The organism is Lysinibacillus sp. NPDC097279 (assembly GCF_044761745.1).
Taxonomy (GTDB): Bacteria; Bacillota; Bacilli; order Bacillales_A; family Planococcaceae; genus Lysinibacillus.
The window spans coordinates 38,410-55,337 of sequence record NZ_JBIWDA010000009.1; the positions used below are offsets into that span (position 1 = coordinate 38,410).

The 16,928-nt window shown below is 37.2% G+C and carries 20 protein-coding genes; 18 read left to right on the top strand and 2 right to left on the bottom strand.

The window, feature by feature from the left end; genetic code table 11:
• The first annotated feature begins 35 nt into the window (after positions 1-35).
• From ACIQ1H_RS21535 to ACIQ1H_RS21580, 10 genes are all read left to right on the top strand, one after another.
• Positions 36-2,447 (top strand): Na+/H+ antiporter subunit A, encoded by a 2,412-nt coding sequence (locus ACIQ1H_RS21535; RefSeq protein WP_402891861.1) that lies wholly within the window; start codon positions 36-38, stop codon positions 2,445-2,447.
• Positions 2,437-2,859, top strand: a complete 423-nt coding sequence (locus ACIQ1H_RS21540; protein ID WP_402891864.1) for a Na(+)/H(+) antiporter subunit B — start codon at positions 2,437-2,439, stop codon at positions 2,857-2,859. The genes ACIQ1H_RS21535 and ACIQ1H_RS21540 overlap by 11 nt, the downstream gene beginning before the upstream one ends.
• Before the next feature lie 3 nt (positions 2,860-2,862).
• Positions 2,863-3,201 carry a Na(+)/H(+) antiporter subunit C gene (locus ACIQ1H_RS21545; RefSeq protein WP_139860092.1) on the top strand — a complete coding sequence of 113 codons (339 nt, stop codon included), beginning with the start codon at positions 2,863-2,865 and terminating at the stop codon, positions 3,199-3,201.
• A complete protein-coding gene (locus tag ACIQ1H_RS21550) occupies positions 3,194-4,699 on the top strand; it encodes a Na+/H+ antiporter subunit D (protein WP_402891866.1) in 1,506 nt (501 codons plus the stop codon). The genes ACIQ1H_RS21545 and ACIQ1H_RS21550 overlap by 8 nt, the downstream gene beginning before the upstream one ends.
• Positions 4,699-5,181 (top strand): Na+/H+ antiporter subunit E, encoded by a 483-nt coding sequence (locus ACIQ1H_RS21555; protein WP_139860088.1) that lies wholly within the window; start codon positions 4,699-4,701, stop codon positions 5,179-5,181. Before ACIQ1H_RS21550 ends, ACIQ1H_RS21555 begins: the two co-directional genes overlap by 1 nt.
• Positions 5,181-5,465 carry a Na(+)/H(+) antiporter subunit F1 gene (locus ACIQ1H_RS21560; protein ID WP_402891870.1) on the top strand — a complete coding sequence of 95 codons (285 nt, stop codon included), beginning with the start codon at positions 5,181-5,183 and terminating at the stop codon, positions 5,463-5,465. Before ACIQ1H_RS21555 ends, ACIQ1H_RS21560 begins: the two co-directional genes overlap by 1 nt.
• The gene (locus ACIQ1H_RS21565) at positions 5,443-5,805 is read left to right on the top strand and encodes a Na+/H+ antiporter subunit G (RefSeq protein ID WP_228134308.1); all 363 of its coding nucleotides are present in this window, start codon (positions 5,443-5,445) and stop codon (positions 5,803-5,805) included. The genes ACIQ1H_RS21560 and ACIQ1H_RS21565 overlap by 23 nt, the downstream gene beginning before the upstream one ends.
• 474 nt (positions 5,806-6,279) lie before the next feature.
• A complete protein-coding gene (locus ACIQ1H_RS21570) occupies positions 6,280-7,074 on the top strand; it encodes a transporter substrate-binding domain-containing protein (RefSeq protein ID WP_402891873.1) in 795 nt (264 codons plus the stop codon).
• Positions 7,075-7,154: 80 nt separating this feature from the next.
• Positions 7,155-7,814, top strand: coding sequence for an amino acid ABC transporter permease (locus ACIQ1H_RS21575; RefSeq protein ID WP_139859993.1), 660 nt, complete (start codon positions 7,155-7,157; stop codon positions 7,812-7,814).
• A complete protein-coding gene (locus ACIQ1H_RS21580; RefSeq protein ID WP_139859995.1) occupies positions 7,807-8,529 on the top strand; it encodes an amino acid ABC transporter ATP-binding protein in 723 nt (240 codons plus the stop codon). The genes ACIQ1H_RS21575 and ACIQ1H_RS21580 overlap by 8 nt, the downstream gene beginning before the upstream one ends.
• A 54-nt stretch (positions 8,530-8,583) precedes the next feature.
• Here the strand turns inward: ACIQ1H_RS21580 and ACIQ1H_RS21585 are convergent, their stop codons facing one another.
• Together ACIQ1H_RS21585 and ACIQ1H_RS21590 are read right to left on the bottom strand one after the other, a co-directional pair.
• On the bottom strand, positions 8,584-9,627 hold the full coding sequence (locus ACIQ1H_RS21585) for a saccharopine dehydrogenase family protein (RefSeq protein ID WP_402891877.1): 1,044 nt from the start codon (positions 9,625-9,627) through the stop codon (positions 8,584-8,586).
• A complete protein-coding gene (locus ACIQ1H_RS21590) occupies positions 9,624-10,328 on the bottom strand; it encodes a class I SAM-dependent methyltransferase (RefSeq protein WP_402891880.1) in 705 nt (234 codons plus the stop codon). Before ACIQ1H_RS21590 ends, ACIQ1H_RS21585 begins: the two co-directional genes overlap by 4 nt.
• A 98-nt stretch (positions 10,329-10,426) precedes the next feature.
• On the opposite strand from ACIQ1H_RS21590, the gene ACIQ1H_RS21595 reads away from it, so the two are divergent.
• From ACIQ1H_RS21595 to ACIQ1H_RS21630, 8 genes are all read left to right on the top strand, one after another.
• Positions 10,427-11,473, top strand: a complete 1,047-nt coding sequence (locus tag ACIQ1H_RS21595) for a helix-turn-helix transcriptional regulator (RefSeq protein ID WP_402891882.1) — start codon at positions 10,427-10,429, stop codon at positions 11,471-11,473.
• A gap of 268 nt (positions 11,474-11,741) precedes the next feature.
• Positions 11,742-12,878: a hypothetical protein gene (locus ACIQ1H_RS21600; protein WP_402891884.1), complete on the top strand. Its 1,137-nt coding sequence runs from the start codon at positions 11,742-11,744 to the stop codon at positions 12,876-12,878.
• 1 nt (position 12,879) lies between these two features.
• Positions 12,880-13,275 carry a hypothetical protein gene (locus tag ACIQ1H_RS21605; RefSeq protein WP_337980103.1) on the top strand — a complete coding sequence of 132 codons (396 nt, stop codon included), beginning with the start codon at positions 12,880-12,882 and terminating at the stop codon, positions 13,273-13,275.
• A gap of 20 nt (positions 13,276-13,295) precedes the next feature.
• On the top strand, positions 13,296-13,757 hold the full coding sequence (locus ACIQ1H_RS21610; protein WP_402891888.1) for a GNAT family N-acetyltransferase: 462 nt from the start codon (positions 13,296-13,298) through the stop codon (positions 13,755-13,757).
• A 20-nt stretch (positions 13,758-13,777) separates the two neighbouring features.
• Positions 13,778-14,290: a phage tail protein gene (locus ACIQ1H_RS21615; RefSeq protein ID WP_228134314.1), complete on the top strand. Its 513-nt coding sequence runs from the start codon at positions 13,778-13,780 to the stop codon at positions 14,288-14,290.
• A 15-nt stretch (positions 14,291-14,305) separates the two neighbouring features.
• Positions 14,306-14,806: a phage tail protein gene (locus ACIQ1H_RS21620; protein WP_402891891.1), complete on the top strand. Its 501-nt coding sequence runs from the start codon at positions 14,306-14,308 to the stop codon at positions 14,804-14,806.
• Between the two features lie 12 nt (positions 14,807-14,818).
• The gene (locus ACIQ1H_RS21625; protein WP_402891894.1) at positions 14,819-15,358 is read left to right on the top strand and encodes a phage tail protein; all 540 of its coding nucleotides are present in this window, start codon (positions 14,819-14,821) and stop codon (positions 15,356-15,358) included.
• A 5-nt stretch (positions 15,359-15,363) separates the two neighbouring features.
• On the top strand, positions 15,364-16,928 hold a 1,565-nt coding region (locus ACIQ1H_RS21630; RefSeq protein ID WP_402891897.1), incomplete at its 3' end, for an InlB B-repeat-containing protein.

Below are 16,928 nucleotides of genomic sequence, written 5' to 3' on the forward strand. Positions count from 1 at the left end.
GTCGCTGGACGAATTTGATTGTAGGAGGTTTTCATTTGGTTACAGTTCTCATTGCGATACTTTTACCATTTGTATGTGCCGCTCTAATCCCCTTGCTATATAGGCGACTAAGGCGTGTTGTACATTTAGGCTGGTTTGTTTTATCCGTTCCAATCATATTGTTTATTTTACTCGCACGGTACATTCCTCAAATTGCCGAGGGTAAAACATTTATTCATACATATGAGTGGATTCCCTCTTTTGATATAAACTTCACGACATATCTCGACGGGCTCAGCATTATTTTTGGTTTGCTGATTACAGGTGTAGGTAGTTTAGTTATTTTATATTCAATTTTTTATTTGTCAACGAAAGAATCTCTTCATCATTTTTACTGCTACTTATTACTTTTCATGGGCGCTATGCTCGGCGTCGTCTTTTCAGATAATTTAATGGTGCTGTATACATTTTGGGAATTAACAAGTGTATCTTCATTTTTGTTAATTGCATTTTGGCATCATCGTAAAGCTTCACGTGCTGGTGCACGAAAAGCAATGATTATTACTGTATTCGGTGGTCTATCTATGCTTGCGGGTTTTCTAATGCTATATGTAGCATCGGGAACATTTAGTATTCGTGACATCGTAGCTAACGTTGAGGTAATTCGAGACCATTCATTATTCGTTCCAGCGCTTTTGTTAATTTTAGTCGGTGCGTTTACTAAATCAGCACAATTTCCTTTTCATATTTGGTTGCCAGATGCGATGGAGGCCCCAACACCTGTTAGTGCCTACCTTCACTCAGCTACAATGGTAAAAGCAGGGATTTATTTAGTTGCTCGCTTTTCTCCAGTATTTGGAGGTGAGGCTATCTGGTTCTGGCTCGTAAGTGGCATTGGTCTTTTAACATTGTTCTGGGGATCGTTCAATGCTGTACGTCAAACAGATTTAAAGGCATTACTGGCATTTTCAACAGTTAGTCAGCTCGGCTTAATTATGAGCTTATTTGGCCTTGGCTCCGTAGGGCATTATTTTGGTTATGCTGAAAGTTCCATTATTTATACACAGGCGAGCTTTGCTGCATTGTTCCACCTTATTAATCACTCCACATTTAAAGGGGCATTATTCATGATGGTCGGTATTGTCGATCATGAAGTTGGAACACGCGATATCCGTCGTCTCGGTGGTTTAATGGCGTTAATGCCAGTGACATTTACAATAGCTGTCATAGGCGGATTATCAATGGCGGGGTTACCACCATTTAATGGTTTCCTAAGTAAGGAGATGTTCTTTACTGCAGTATTGCAAATTCGTGAGGTCGGTATCTTTTCTATGGATAGTTGGGGTGTGTTATTCCCTATTGTGGCATGGGTCGCAAGTATTTTTACGTTTGTTTACAGCATGATTTTAATTGCTCATACCTTTTTCGGTAAATTACAGCCTGCTAAGTTGGACAAAAAGCCACATGAAGCACCGATTGGGATGCTCCTTTCGCCAATCGTACTTTGTTTATTAGTAGTGGCAATTTTCTTCTTTCCAAACGTCCTTGGCCATTATATTTTAGAGCCTGCAATGGCTAGTATTTATCCAACATTCCCATCTGCTAGTGAGTTAACACCACATATTTCTGCATGGCACGGTGTTAATGCTGAATTGTTAATGACCGCTGGCGTAATTATTATCGGTATTATTTTATTTAAAACATTAAAAAGCTGGAAGCCACTATATCGTGTCTTTTCACCAAACTATACATTTAATACTTACTATAATCGCCTTATAGAGTTCAGTGAAAAAGGCTCTATGAAGCTTACTAATCGTTATATGTCAGGCAATTTAACACACTATTTTGTTTATATATATGTATTTTTTGTCGCGCTCATTGCAGGATATTTTATATGGTCTGATGCAATGGCATTTGAATTTGCAAAGGATTCACCAGTAGAGTCCTATGAGCTCATATTAGTATTTGTGATGATGTTTGCTGCAATATGGATGATCTTTGCAAAGGGACGTATCACAGCTATGCTATTGAACGGCGTTCTCGGCTATTCAATCGCATTCTTCTTCGTAATTTTCCGAGCACCTGATTTAGCACTTACGCAACTCGTTGTTGAATCCGTGACAACAGCATTATTCCTGTTATGTTTTAAATATTTACCTGATTTAATGCCTGAAAAGTCACGCACAAGAGTCAAGTTATCAAATGCTGTTATTGCCATTTTTGTAGGGTCTACAGTGACATTAGTTGGCTTAGCTGTCGTGCATTATGACCGCTTTGAGACGGTCGCGCTGTACTTTAATGATGCGTATGACTTAGCGGGTGGATCGAATATTGTTAACACAATTTTAGGGGATTTTCGTGCGTTTGATACGATGCTAGAGGTTGTCGTTCTTTTAATTGCTGGCTTAGGCGTGTACACGCTAACAAAGCTCAAGCCACGAAAAAAGGAGGCAGACCATGAAAATTAATGACGTTATTTTACGTACTATTACAAAGGCTGTCGTATTCATTATTTTAACGCTTGGTATTTACTTATTCTTTGCTGGGCACCATGCTCCTGGTGGTGGCTTTATAGGGGGTCTAGTGCTTGCTTCCGCAATAGTACTGCTATATTTAGCTTACGATATTGAAACGGTGCACAAAGGGATGCCATTTGATTTTAAAAAGGTAGCTGCGCTAGGGGTACTATTAGCGACAGGTACGGCCATCGGTTCATTGTTTTTTGATGTGCCGTTCTTAACTCAAACATATACGTATATTGATGTTCCGATATTTGGAAAAATGGGCTTTTCAACTGTTACTATTTTTGAGGCTGGCGTGGCATTAACGGTTGTAGGCGTTGTTGTGACAATTATTTTAAGTATAAGTGAGGATGAATAGCCAATGGAGTCTTTAATTTTAATATTAATTGGTGTGTTAGTTGCTGTAGCGACGTACCTAATCCTCTCAAAGCAATTATTACGTGTGATTCTAGGAACAGCCGTACTTTCACATGCTGCGCATTTACTTATTTTAACGATGGGCGGTCTGAAAAAAGGGGATGTACCACTCATTGGTGAATCACCAGGTCCATACGCAGATGCGCTTCCACAAGCATTGATTTTAACGGCTATCGTGATTAGCTTTGCCGTGACAGCATTTGTGCTAGTTCTTGGCTATCGTGCCTATAAAACAAATGGCACTGGGGAATTCGATGAATTGAGAGGTACGTCTGATGAGTAATATGATCGTTTTACCATTAATCGTGCCGGTTATTACGGCCATTTTGCTAGTGTTTTTAAGAGAAAATGTTTTGTTACAACGCATTGTGAGTCTATGTACATTTGGCTTTGTTGTAATTATAAGTGTCGTCCTTTTGCTTGAAGTTCATCAACAAGGTGTAATGCGTATTGATTTTAGTGGCTGGATACCGCCATTTGGGATACTCTTTGTTGCCGATTCTTTTGCAGTACTGCTTGTTTTAGTGGCGAATATTGTCGCAGCAATTTGTCTAATATATGCTTTCTTTACAATTGGCGAGCATTACGAAAAAATGTACTTTTATCCTTTTGTACTTTTGATGGTAGCTGGGGTAAATGGTTCCTTTTTAACAGGCGATATATTTAATTTGTTTGTGTGCTTTGAAGTCATGCTACTAGCCTCTTATGCACTTATTAGCTTAGGTGGTGGCAAAATCCAGCTGCGAGAAGCGCTAAAATATGTCCTTATTAATATTGTTGCTTCATGGATCTTTTTAGTGGCATTAGCTTTTTTATATGGAACGGTCGGGACGTTGAATATGGCCCATATTTCCTTACGTGTTATGGAAGCTGGAGCTGATCCACTCATTACAACAGTAGGACTTGTGTTCTTGATTGTTTTCAGCTTAAAAGCTGGTTTACTTCTATTCTTCTGGTTGCCAGGTTCATATAGTGTACCACCAACAGCCATTGCTGCATTATTCGCCGCGTTACTAACGAAAGTCGGTATATATGCGCTTGTTCGTACATTTACACTATTATTTACAACGAATACAGATGTAACACATACAACCCTCGGCGTTATGGCAGGTTTAACGATAATTGCAGGTTGCATGGGGGCACTTGCTGGAAGAGATGTCAGAACAATTGCTTCATACAACGTGCTAATTGGTGTAGGTTTTATAGTTGCGGGACTTGCTATCGGTACGGAATCTGCCTTGCAAGGTGTAACATACTATTTAATGCATGACATGGTCGTAAAGGCTATGCTGTTTTTAGCTGTTGGAATGATGATTTATGTAACGGGTGAAACTATTATAGATAGAATGAGTGGACTTATTCGAAATTATCCCTTTTTCGGATGGTTATTCTTTATCATGATGTGTTCGCTCGCTGGAATTCCACCATTAAGTGGATTTATGGGCAAGGTATTAATTGGACAAGGAGCGATAGAGGGAGGAAATTTTGTCCTTCTAGGATTAGGTTTCCTTTCCAGTTTAATAGTTCTCTACTCGCTTCTACGCATTTTTCTTTCATCCTTTTTTGGTGAAACTATTATTAGTATTGAAGATGAAAAACCACTACCTAAGCGAGTAGTGTTGCCATTGACTTTACTAGCTGTTTGCACAATCGGTTTAGGCATTGGCGCTGAATTCATGGCACCATATGTTAAGGATGCGGCAGAAACGCTTCACACACCATCTATTTATATTGACGCAGTGTTGAACGGCGAAAATTGGCAAGGTGAGGTGAATAAGTAATGGCTATGCAGTTTATATTAAATTTATTTATTGCCACTTTATGGTTATTGTTGCAGGATGAAATTACACCACAGTTTTCCACATTTTTAATGGGTTTTATCGTTGGTATTGGAATTTTGTATGCAATGCATCGCTTTTACGGTACTCAATTTTATTTGCGCCGTGTTTTCTCTATTATTAAACTACTATGGCTTTTTAACTGGGAGCTGTTACTCTCGAGCTACAATGTGTTAAAACAAATAACAACGCCTAAGTTGAATATTACACCAGGAATATTTACGTATAAAACGGAGCTTAATGGAGATTGGGAGATTACAGCGCTTGCGCTATTGTTAACATTGACCCCTGGTTCAGTTGTGATGGAAGTTTCAGAGGATGGAGATATGTTCTATATCCATGCTATGGATATTGAGCAATCAAAAGACGCCGTAGTTCGCTCCATAGGGAAATTTGAAAAAGCAATTATGGAGGTGACACGCTAATGGTAGAAAAAGTTTTACTAGTAGCACTTGCGTTATTCAGTATATCAATTGCCTTGTCACTATATCGTGTTATAAAAGGCCCTTCAATGCCTGATCGTGCAATAGCGCTTGATACGATAGGGATTAATTTACTTTCGGCGATAGCCATTGTATCTATCGTGTTAAAAACAAAGGCATATTTAGAAGCCATATTAATTTTAGGAATATTGGCGTTTATCGGTACAATCGCCTTTACAAAATATATTGAAAGAGGTGTGATTGTTGAACGTAAATCAAATGATTGAGTGGGCGGCAGTCATCCTAATACTTGTTGGTTCTATTGTTAGTGTTATTAGCGCATTTGGTATGATACGCTTGCCAGATGTCTATACACGATCACATGCGGCGACGAAAAGCTCGACATTGTCTGTATTAAGCTGTCTATTAGGTGCATTTGTCTACTTTTGGATACATGATGGCTATGTTAGCGTTCGATTGATTTTAGGGATACTTTTTGTATTTGTAACTGCACCAGTAGCAGGGCATTTAATATGTCGTGCCGCATACCGATCTCGTGTACCTTTAGCAGAGGGCTCGGGAGAGGATGAATTAAAAGCAAAGCTATTTATGGACAAAGCCGAATAATTAGCAAAGTTCGTGGTGAAATTTATATCTTTCGTATGGCGACGAGGACATAAATTTTACATTCATTTTAGTGAAGAACTTACAAAGTGAAAAAGTGTTAGATTGACTGCAATCGATCTAACACTTTTTTATTTTGTCCAACTTCTTTTTCAAAATGTATTATTGCATGCATTTTGACAGATGTCCTATGTTTTACAGGCATAAATGAGGATGAGAATGAAAATAGTAAAGGTACACGTCAAAAAAATAATTTAAAAACGGAAAAATACAAAAACATTGATTTATTAGAAAATTCTGTGTAAAATATTTTGTTAAAAAATTTCATGTATAGCTTGAAAATTATTTTGAAAGAGTATATCTTAATTAGCAGATAGATTTTTTATTCTGCTCTATGAATAAATATCCAATCGACTATTTTCGAGACGCAAATGTCTCATAGACAATAAAAAATGAAAAAAAAGGAGAAATTAGAAAATGAAGAATAAAATTTTCATGCTTATGCTCGTTTTAGTAATCGGTGTACTTGCAGCATGTGGCACTAAAGATGATAATGCAACAAATTCAAATTCTGGTTCAGATACAGCAGAGAAACAAGTACTAAAAGTAGGGACATCAGCAGACTATGCACCATTTGAGTATGTTGACGCTGCTAAAGGTGAAGAAATTATCGGATTTGATATTGATTTAATTAAACTAGTCGGTGAAAAACTTGGTGTAGAAATGCAAGTTCAAGATATGGACTTTAACAGCTTAGTTCCTGCTTTACAAGCAGGTAAAATAGACGTTGTTATTTCTGGGATGACACCAAATGAAGAGCGAGAAAAGGTTGTAGATTTCTCAGACAAATACAATCAAACAGAACAAGTTATCGTAGTTAAAAAAGATAGCGGTATTAAAAAAGAAGCGGACTTAGCTGGTAAAAAAGTCGGTGTACAAACTGCCTCAATTCAAGAAAATTTAGGTAAAGCTATTGCTGAAAAAGTAGATGTTTCAATTGAAGGGCGTACACGTATTCCTGAAATCGTACAAGATATGATGTCTAAACGCTTAGACGGTGCAATCATGGAAGGCGGCGTAGCTAAAGGTTATTTAAAAACAAACGATAAGTTAACGTCGTTCCCTGTAGAGGTACAGCCAGAAGACCATAAAGCAATTGCTGTTCAAAAAGATAGCGATTTAAAAGATAAAATTAACAAAGCATTAAAAGAACTAGCTGATGAAGGTAAAATTCAACAGCTTGAAGAAAAATGGTTAGAAAAAGCTGAATAATTTAATTGAACTGCGATAGCTCTATATAGGGCTATCGCTTGTCCATTTCACTAAAAGGAAAAGAGAAAGGAGGGGACGCTGTGAATTTAGATTTTACAGCAATCATTCCCTCTATTCCTTATATATTAAAAGGAATAGGTGTTACACTTCAAATTGCAATCGGTGCATCGATCATCGGTTTTATCGTTGGTATATTATTAGCATTATGTAAAATTGGGAATGTAAAGGTGCTACGATGGCTTGCGGATTTCTATACGTCTATTTTCCGCGGAACACCACTTGTACTACAATTACTAATTATTTACTACGCAGTTCCACAATTATTAGATATTCAAATTGAACCAATTCCAACAGCAATCATTGCATTCGGGTTAAACTCAGGTGCTTATATTTCAGAAATTATCCGTGCTGGAATCAATGCCGTTGATAAAGGTCAAATGGAAGCGGCGCAAGCATTAGGTATACCGTATGCAAAAATGATGAAAGATATTATTATTCCACAAGCAGTAAAAAATATTTTACCGTCTTTAGTAAATGAATTTATTACATTAAATAAAGAAACAGCTGTTGTAACGGTTATTAGTGCACTAGATATTATGCGCCGTGCCTACATTGTGGGTGGTTCAACGTATCGCTATCTTGAACCATTACTATTTGCTGGGGTAATCTACTATATTATGACGCTTGTCTTGACGTTCCTTGGTAAACGAATCGAGAAAGGAATGAGAAAAAGTGATTAAAATTGAAGATTTACACAAATCATATGGGCAAAATGAAGTTCTAAAAGGTATTTCAACTGAAATAAAAGAAAAAGAAGTAATCGCTATAATTGGACCATCAGGTTCTGGGAAGTCTACATTCTTACGTTGCTTAAATTTATTAGAAGAACCGACGAATGGAAAGATTACAATTGCTGGAGATGTCCTTACTGATAAGGGGACAAATATTATGAAGATACGTGAAGAAGTCGGCATGGTATTTCAACATTTCCACCTTTTCCCACATAAAACGGTACTAGAAAACTTAACTTATGCGCCTATTAATGTAAAAGGGATAGACAAGGCAACAGCCATTAAAAATGCTGAGGAGTTACTAACAAAAGTAGGTCTTTTTGAGAAACGTAATGAGTATCCAAGCCGCCTTTCAGGTGGTCAAAAGCAACGTGTAGCCATTGCTAGAGCGCTTGCGATGGACCCAAAAGTGATATTGTTTGATGAACCTACTTCTGCTCTTGACCCAGAAATGGTTAAAGAGGTTTTAGCGGTTATGAAAAACCTAGCGGATTCAGGGATGACGATGTTAATCGTCACACATGAAATGGGCTTTGCGCGTGAAGTGGCAGATCGCATTTTATTCCTTGATGGTGGCAAGCTTATCGAAGATGCAACACCAGAAGAGTTTTTCTCTTCGCCTTCTACACAACGAGCAAAAGACTTTTTAGAAAAAGTTTTATAATTTATAAAACCCATTTAGTCTCTTAGATGTTAGAGACTAAATGGGTTTTTTGCTTTAAAAGAAAGAAGAATTATCAAATTGTTTTATAAATGCATCAAGCTTGAATAACTCCTCTATATGATAGGTTCCAGCTGGATGCTCTTTTTCTAATAGCTCAGTAGCGACGGTTGCAGCTATTTTCGCAGTAACTAATGATTCATCATAATCCACAAAGGATAGTGATACAGGTGGTGTGTTTTTTTCTATGGCTTCGACTTTTATCGCACAGACAGACGAACCAATTTTAACTTTTTGGATAAGCGAGGTAAGGATGTGTCGCATTTTATTTATTTTTAATATAGTGGAAAGTCGACTTTTTTGAAGAAAAGAGACAAACCGATTGAGCCATTCTACATCAAACCCCATCCTTGTTACAATCTGACCTTGAGGGAAATGTTTGCTTAAAGTATGTTGATCTGAAAAATTAAATTGATAGACACTACTTTGTCCAATATCGCTGAAGTGTATGGAGCGTTTATTTGTAAAATTAGTAATCTTGCTGTGTGAGTCATTTTTTATGGTGTATTGCTTATTTAATTGATCTAATATCCAATGAATTGCGGCATTGCCATGGGTATCGCCTGCTCCGAGCAAAATTGAAATATGAAGTTTTTCAACTGATGTTTTTTGTTGTGCAACATACATCGCCATTAAGTTTGTTAAGCCTGGTGCCATGCCTACGCTCATGATAGCTGTAGACTGATGTTGAACGGCTACTGGGTGAAGTAGCTCAAGCTTTTTTAGAAAGGTATAACTTGCAGTAATATCAATGTATAAAATACCTTGTGCTAAACATAGCTCGGCAAACGCAGTATCCTTTTGCTCTAGACACATAATGACGAGCGCGATATTTGCAAGCTGTTTTGGCTTTACAGGCTTAGAGACATCCAATTGCATAGGGCTAACAAGATGATTTAATTGTATGCAAAACTGTTCAGCCTTTTGCATATCCCTACCAGCAATCCAAACTTTATTAGGATAGTCTTGTAATAGCAATTTTGCAATTTTGCCACCAACCTCACCATAACCTCCGACGATTAATATATTTTCTCTTGTCATTTATTTCCCTCTTTTTTAATAGCTACTAAAGCCTCAACCATATGTGACTTAAAATATGGGATGACCTTTGTAAAGCCGACGTCATATAGTAAGTCAGTAAGCAACTCAAGGCTAATTGGATAGGTAGAGGTGCCAAAGGATTGTTCAAAGCGTAGCCAATGTTCTTCAGATAAGTTATTTTGCAGCATAGAGCTTTGCCAATACTTGCACTGAAGTGGAAATGTTAATGCTGACATGTCTGCATTAATGGATGAAATGAATAACATTCCATTATCCTTTAAACTATCTGCCATTTTTTGTAGTAGAGCTTTCTTTTGCTCAAGTTCCTCAATAAAATGTATAACTAAGTGACAAGAGGCAACATCGAAACGATGGTGCAACTTTAATGAAAGGAAATCTCTCTCATACCATTCAATACGAGGGGGAGGATTAACACTCTCCATACGTTTTTGTGCCAACTGCAGCATAATTTTAGATGTATCAATCGCTGTAAAGTGGGCGGAAGGAAAGGCATTTCCTAAGGAGAATAGTTCCTGACCACCACCAGCACCAACTATTAATATGCTGTCTATAGTCGAGTAACTATGAAGGATATGAGTCATCATGTCATAAATAAGATCGTAACCAATAATTTTTTGTCGTATAGTATTTTGATAACTTGAAACAATAGGGTGATGCCAATCATGTTGCTGATTTTTCATTTTTTTACCTCCTTGTTGTACAATGTAATTAAGAATTATTCTCAATTATAAACAGTTATAGAAAATGAGCTATCCCATAATTCTGGGGGAGGAATTTCGTGCAAGATATTCAGTATTGGCAAAGAAAATCTGCAAGCTTTTTAAAAAATAACGAAAATGCAGTGCAGTACCGCCAAAAAATAATAGAAGAATTACGTAAATTTATTAATTTTGATGCTTATTGTTGCACTATGACAGATACTGAAATGCATTTTTCAATAGGTGCTGTTACAGAGCAATCAATAGAGGAAATTCATCAACAACTAATGTCTTTGGAATATGGTTCAGAAGATGTTAATAACTATGATTATCTTGTAGAAAGTGGTCAATATATAGGCAAGCTTAGTGATGTAAGCAGTCCATGCATACGTTATAAAGAGGTGTTAGAGCCTCATGGCTATAGTGATGAAATTCGAGCTGCATTAATGTTTCAAGGGCAATGCTATGGTTTATTAACACTTTTTAAAAAGACGGAAAATGTACAGCCCTATTTTCAAGATACAGAAGTAGAACAAGTAAGGGTACTAATGCCTGTGATGGGGGAGGCTTTAAAAAGATTCCAGCAAACAATTATCGAAGAACGACTGCCAAAAGATCCAGAGCAAAGTGGAATCGTTATTGTGGATAAAGATTTGCAAATTCTTTCTTCGAATATGAAGGCTTCTCAATTGTTAGCTTTTTTAAGAGACAATGAGGGAATGGTTGATTGGCAATTACCGAAACCGATACAGGCTATTTGTGCGAAGCTACTGGCAAACAGAACGAACACTAATAATTCTTTATTAGTGCCAATTCCCAACAAAGGTTATATAACAATTCAAGCGTCCATTCTTATGACGGCTGATTTACAACAACAAATAGTGATTATATTAAATGAAGCATCTCCAAAAGAAATGCTCACTTTTTTACTGACAGCTTATCATCTTACACCTAGAGAAAAGGATGTAATAACTGAAATAATGAAAGGGATGCCTACAAAAGATATTGCACATAATCTCGGTATTTCCAGTTATACCGTTCAAGATCATTTAAAGCTAATTTTTCAAAAGGTAGATGTACGTGATCGAAATGAATTGATTTGGAAGTTATTTACTCGTTTTAATTAAATAAAGAATCCCTCTAATCTGTTTATGTTCCTCTAGGAGAGCATGAGCAGATTTTTTTGCACTCTTACAAGATAGTAGGTAGAAAGGTTAAGAAAACTTAACTTAAATTTCGTAGAGGAATATAGGGAATTTATAATATAATAAAAAACAGTAAGTGAGACCTAAGAAAATACAATATTCGACACCGTTTATTAGGTAGTAAGAGATAGCAATTAAATATAAATATGTATTTATTGTTCTGAAAATTCTGATATTAGGAGGGGTAGTGATGGCATGGACTTTTTATTTAAATGTCACAAATGATACAGATCGAGATTTAGAGCTAATAGAATCACAATTACATTGGGGCTATTGGAATACAGATGGTGAAGAGGATAAAAAACCTCAAACTATTAAAGCGGGACAGACAATTCAAGCTGTTGGTGCCAAATCAGCATTTGGACCAAATGGTTATGAATTTTCGTGCTCTTGGAAAGATAAAAATAGTGAAACGCAAGCACCGTACGGGGTAATCAGTCTATATGTAAATGTTCCTTATAATGATCCTAATGAAGCTAGATGTCGAGCAAATGGATATTTTGAAGTAGCTGAGTGGAAGGACATTCCACATGATGGCCATAGCTTTGTTCGAAATATCCGAATTTCGAACAAGCTAGATAAATTGAGACAAAATGATACAAAGAACAATCTAGAAACAGATTGGTCCAAAATTAATACATTAGTTGAAATCGAAGATGTGCGAGATATTGATTTAAATCAATATATTCCTAGTGGTGTTCATTTTGAAAAAATGTCGTTATTCAAAACACCTATCTTTACTATTCCAAAAAGATTATTTGATGGGGTCAATGATTTAACGTTTGATAGTCTTTATTTAAAGCAACGTGAAGTGCAACAGTATTATTCCGTAGAAGTGACTAGTTTAAGAGCAGATGCGTCTAAAATCGAAACTGTTACGAAAAAGGGAAAAATTACAGTGAAAGATGAGTTTGGATTATCTACTACAAGTAAAGTGGTGGAAGAGAAAGTTAGTACTATTGAAACGGCCTTTAAATTTACAGAAAAGATCTCTGTTTCTGATGAAAAAGTGGTAAAGGCAAGTGTGGCACAGGAACTACAGGCGGAATTAAAGGCAAAGTTTAATATATTAAATGCTGTTACAACAGAGCAACAGCAAACTGAGAAAAAATCGAAAGAAAGAGTTTTTGAAGCCCCAAGTGATAAAGATATGGACGTTGTACCTTGGATTTTTAGTAAAATGATTCTTCTTTATCGAACGGACAACAATAATGTAACAACGTTGATTGGTGCTTCTGAATGGGATTATGCCGTATTACATCGTACGCATCTATACGATGTAATGGATAATGCGAGAAATAAAGTAACGACAGGAGGAGTGCACTAAAATGGCGACTTGGACATTTTCACTAATGATTACAAATGCAACTGACCGTGAGCTTGAAGTTTTTCAATCGCAGCTAGCGTGGGGTATCTGGAATACCGATGATATGGAAGACAAGAAGCCAGTAAATATTCCTCCAAACACAACATTACAGGCATTGGGAATAAAAGCATCGACAGGACCCAATGGATATGAATGCTCTTGCTCATGGCGAGATATAGTCCCACCAGGTGAAAAATCATATGGCACAATCTCGATAGCGTTAGACGTTCCACAAAAAAGCAAAAATCGAGCTGAATGTTTAGCTGATCATCAATTGCATGTCGATAGTTGGGAAGACTTGCCTGACAAAGGACATAACTTTGTACGATCAATCATTGTGACCAATAAGAATGTCTAAAAGAAAGTGGAACATATGTCATGAAAATAAAGCTTAAATCTATCACAAAGGAAGATGAGGCGTTTCTCTACGAAATTTTTGCTTCTACAAGACTTCAAGAAGTAGATTCATGGGGATGGTCAGTTGAACAAAGGGCAGATTTTTTAGCAATGCAATGGCGCGCACAACAAGTTTCGTATAATCAGCAATTTCCAAGGGCAAATCATTGGATTATTGTGGAGGATGCTGAATGTGTCGGCAGGATTTTCACAGAAGAACTCCCTGAATATCACCGTCTAATTGATATAGCTATATTGCCAAAATATCAGGGAAGAGGCATTGGTACCTATATTATTGTTCAACTTCAGAAAAAGGCAAAAGTACAAAGAAAAGCAGTTGTATTACACGTTCATAAAACTAACATTGCAAGATATCTCTATGAAAGATTAGGGTTTCAAGTCATTCAAGAAGACGAGATTTATATGAAAATGTTGTGGAAATAAAAGTTAGGGAGAGTGTTGATATGTCAGAAGCGTATTTAGGCGAGATTCGGATGTTTAGTGGGAAGTATGCCCCGATGAATTGGGCCCTTTGTAACGGTCAACTGTTATCGGTTAATGAGTACCAGGCTCTTTTTTCGTTAATAGGAAATAAATATGGTGGCGATGGGGTAACAAATTTTGCGTTACCTGATTTACGTGGAAGAATCCCGATACATAAAAGTCCCGAATATCCTTTTGCAAGTAATGGAGGGACGGAAAAAGTAACATTAACAGAGGGCGATTTACCAGCCCATACGCATATTGTTACAGCAAATAATGTAAAAGCGGAAACAACAGAAAGCTCACCAGCTAATACTGTATGGGGAGTAGCTGATTTAAAGAATTATCAAACAAATATAGCGAGTGATGTTGTCCAGATGAATAGTAATTTAATGTCATCAGTTGGTGGCAATCAGCCACATGAAAATGTCATGCCTTCATTGGTTATTAATTTTATTATTGCAACACAAGGTCTATACCCATATTTTTCTTAAAAGGGAGGAAGTACATTGGCAGAACCGTTTGTGGGAGAAGTACGACTTTTTAGTTTCGACAGAATACCTCAAAATTGGTTACCGTGTGATGGGCGCCTATTGCCGGTAAATCAATACATAGCACTTTATTCTTTGATAGGAAATAAATACGGAGGAGATGGTAAAACAACATTTGCCTTACCCAATTTGCAAGGTAGAGTACCGTTACATAAAAGTGACGAAATTGCCTATGCATCAACAGGTGGTGAAGCAACACACGCATTAACGATAAATGAAATGCCTAATCATACTCATGAAGTTTATGCTAATGAGGATGAAACAAATAAAGCAACACCAAAGAGTAACGTATGGGGAAAAGTGAATGGTAATAATATGTTTGCTAGTAATCCAAATACTGCAATGAATGCAATAGCGATGACAGTCACTGGCCAAAATCAGGCCCATAATAATATGCAGCCTTATCTAGTCGTATCGTTTTGTATTGCAACAATGGGGATTTTTCCACCACGAGGTTAGGGAGGAACGAAAATGGCAGAAGCCTATACAGGAGAGATTAGAATATTCGCTGGCAATTATGCACCAATTGATTGGGCTTTTTGTGATGGGAGTACATTACTTGTTAATCAGCATCAAGTGTTATTTTCAATTATCGGTAATAGGTTTGGTGGCGATGGCAAAACAGACTTTAAGTTGCCAGACTTAAGAGGTAAAGCACCAATGCATTACGGAGCTGGTACAGGACTTACAACAAGGGAATTTGCCACAGAAGTAGGTGAAGTAAGTGTGTCATTAAGTAGTGAGCAAATGCCTGCCCATAAGCATGAAATACAAGGGAGCACGAAAACAACGGGTGGAGCTAGTAGTCCCGAAGGTGCCGTTTGGGGCGCTATAGGAGGATTTAATCCAAAGAAGATATATAAAGAATTTACACCAACTACAAAAGTAAATATTCATCAGCAAGCGATTGAAACAACTGGAGGAAATATGCCACACAATAACATGCAACCATATGTAGCATTAAACTTTATTATTTGTTTGTATGGTGAATACCCAGTAAAAGAAGGGTGATATAAATGAGAAACTATAAACGGATAAATGTTGTACTTATGTTGGTTGCAATGTTGCTCAGCATTGTACAACCATTTTTGGATATACAAGTTGTGAGGGCAGCAATTCCAGCTATTGAACCTATTAATATTGTAACGGGAACTGTTTCTAAAGATATACCAAATAAAGTTGACATAATGATTGGCGAAGTGATGGCGGCTGGTGGTTGGGATTCAGGTGATAAGATATACACTACTTATTTAAAATTTAGCTTACCATCTGATTCTGACTATTCTAATGCAAAGTTAAGTCTTACGCCAATGAATTATACGGGTGGGGGAGATATATCCTCTTTGACAATTAATATTGGTAGCTCGGATGATTGGACAGTTACTGAAGGAGATGGATATCCTCTATCTGTTTTTCCGAGTAAATATGAAGGGGTCGAGAAGGGTTTTTCTAAACCATCTTATATATTTAATAAATTCGAAATACCTATTCTGTTACCCATCGGTGACTTACTTACTGAACAGAATATAAATGATATTGGTAGTGAAAATATTATTACATTAATACTTTCTTCGCCAAATATGATAGATGACTATGCAGTTTTTGGAGATATATCATTAGTTGATTTTAATACCTCCCCCCCTGTAGAAGTGAAGCATAAAGTCAGCTTTGATGTAGATGGGGGGAGTCTAGTACCAGATCAATCCATCGCACACGGAGAAAAAGCAACTGTGCCAACAACACCAACAAAAGCTGGCTACACATTTGAAGGCTGGTATACAGATGATGAGGGTACAAATCAATATGATTTTACCAACAATGTCATTACAGCGAACACGACAATTTACGCGAAGTGGGAACCAGTTGGTTACACAGTGAATTTTGAAGTAAACGGCGGAAGTCTAATACCAAATCAAACGGTAGCACATGGCGAAAAGGCGATAGTGCCACCAGCCCCAACAAAAGCAGGCTACACATTTGAAGGCTGGTATACAGATGATGAGGGTACAAGTCAATATGATTTTACCAACAATGTCATTACAGCGAATACGACACTTTATGCGAAGTGGAAACCAGTTACTTACACAGTGAATTTTGATGTAAATGGCGGAAGTCTCGTACCAAATCAAACGGTAGCACATGGTGAAAAAGCAACAGTGCCACCAGCCCCAACAGAAGCGGGCTACACATTCGAAGGCTGGTATACAGATGATGAGGGTACAAATCAATATGATTTCAGCACCAATGTCATTACAGCGAATACGACACTTTACGCGAAGTGGAAACCACTGAAGTATACAGTTAGCTTTGAAGTAAATGGCGGAAGTCTAGTCCCAAATCAAACGGTAGCACATGGTGAAAAAGCAACAGTGCCACCAGTACCAACAAAAGCGGGCTACACATTCGAAGGCTGGTATACAGATGATGAGGGTACGAATCAATATGATTTTACCAACAATGTCGTTACAGCGAATACAACACTTTACGCGAAGTGGAAACCAGTTACTTACACAGTGAATTTTGATGTAAATGGCGGAAGTCTAGTCCCAAATCAAACGGTAGCACATGGTGAAAAAGCAAC

What these genes read in the sequence shown, in the direction of transcription:
- ACIQ1H_RS21540 (WP_402891864.1), top strand. Translation starts at nt 2,437, where the DNA reads ATGAAAATTAATGACGTTATTTTACGTACTATTACAAAGGCTGTCGTA.
- ACIQ1H_RS21545 (WP_139860092.1), top strand. Translation starts at nt 2,863, where the DNA reads ATGGAGTCTTTAATTTTAATATTAATTGGTGTGTTAGTTGCTGTAGCG.
- ACIQ1H_RS21550 (WP_402891866.1), top strand. Translation starts at nt 3,194, where the DNA reads ATGAGTAATATGATCGTTTTACCATTAATCGTGCCGGTTATTACGGCC.
- ACIQ1H_RS21555 (WP_139860088.1), top strand. Translation starts at nt 4,699, where the DNA reads ATGGCTATGCAGTTTATATTAAATTTATTTATTGCCACTTTATGGTTA.
- ACIQ1H_RS21560 (WP_402891870.1), top strand. Translation starts at nt 5,181, where the DNA reads ATGGTAGAAAAAGTTTTACTAGTAGCACTTGCGTTATTCAGTATATCA.
- ACIQ1H_RS21570 (WP_402891873.1), top strand. Translation starts at nt 6,280, where the DNA reads ATGAAGAATAAAATTTTCATGCTTATGCTCGTTTTAGTAATCGGTGTA.
- ACIQ1H_RS21585 (WP_402891877.1), bottom strand. Translation starts at nt 9,627, where the DNA reads ATGACAAGAGAAAATATATTAATCGTCGGAGGTTATGGTGAGGTTGGT.
- ACIQ1H_RS21590 (WP_402891880.1), bottom strand. Translation starts at nt 10,328, where the DNA reads ATGAAAAATCAGCAACATGATTGGCATCACCCTATTGTTTCAAGTTAT.
- ACIQ1H_RS21600 (WP_402891884.1), top strand. Translation starts at nt 11,742, where the DNA reads ATGGCATGGACTTTTTATTTAAATGTCACAAATGATACAGATCGAGAT.
- ACIQ1H_RS21605 (WP_337980103.1), top strand. Translation starts at nt 12,880, where the DNA reads ATGGCGACTTGGACATTTTCACTAATGATTACAAATGCAACTGACCGT.
- ACIQ1H_RS21610 (WP_402891888.1), top strand. Translation starts at nt 13,296, where the DNA reads ATGAAAATAAAGCTTAAATCTATCACAAAGGAAGATGAGGCGTTTCTC.
- ACIQ1H_RS21615 (WP_228134314.1), top strand. Translation starts at nt 13,778, where the DNA reads ATGTCAGAAGCGTATTTAGGCGAGATTCGGATGTTTAGTGGGAAGTAT.
- ACIQ1H_RS21625 (WP_402891894.1), top strand. Translation starts at nt 14,819, where the DNA reads ATGGCAGAAGCCTATACAGGAGAGATTAGAATATTCGCTGGCAATTAT.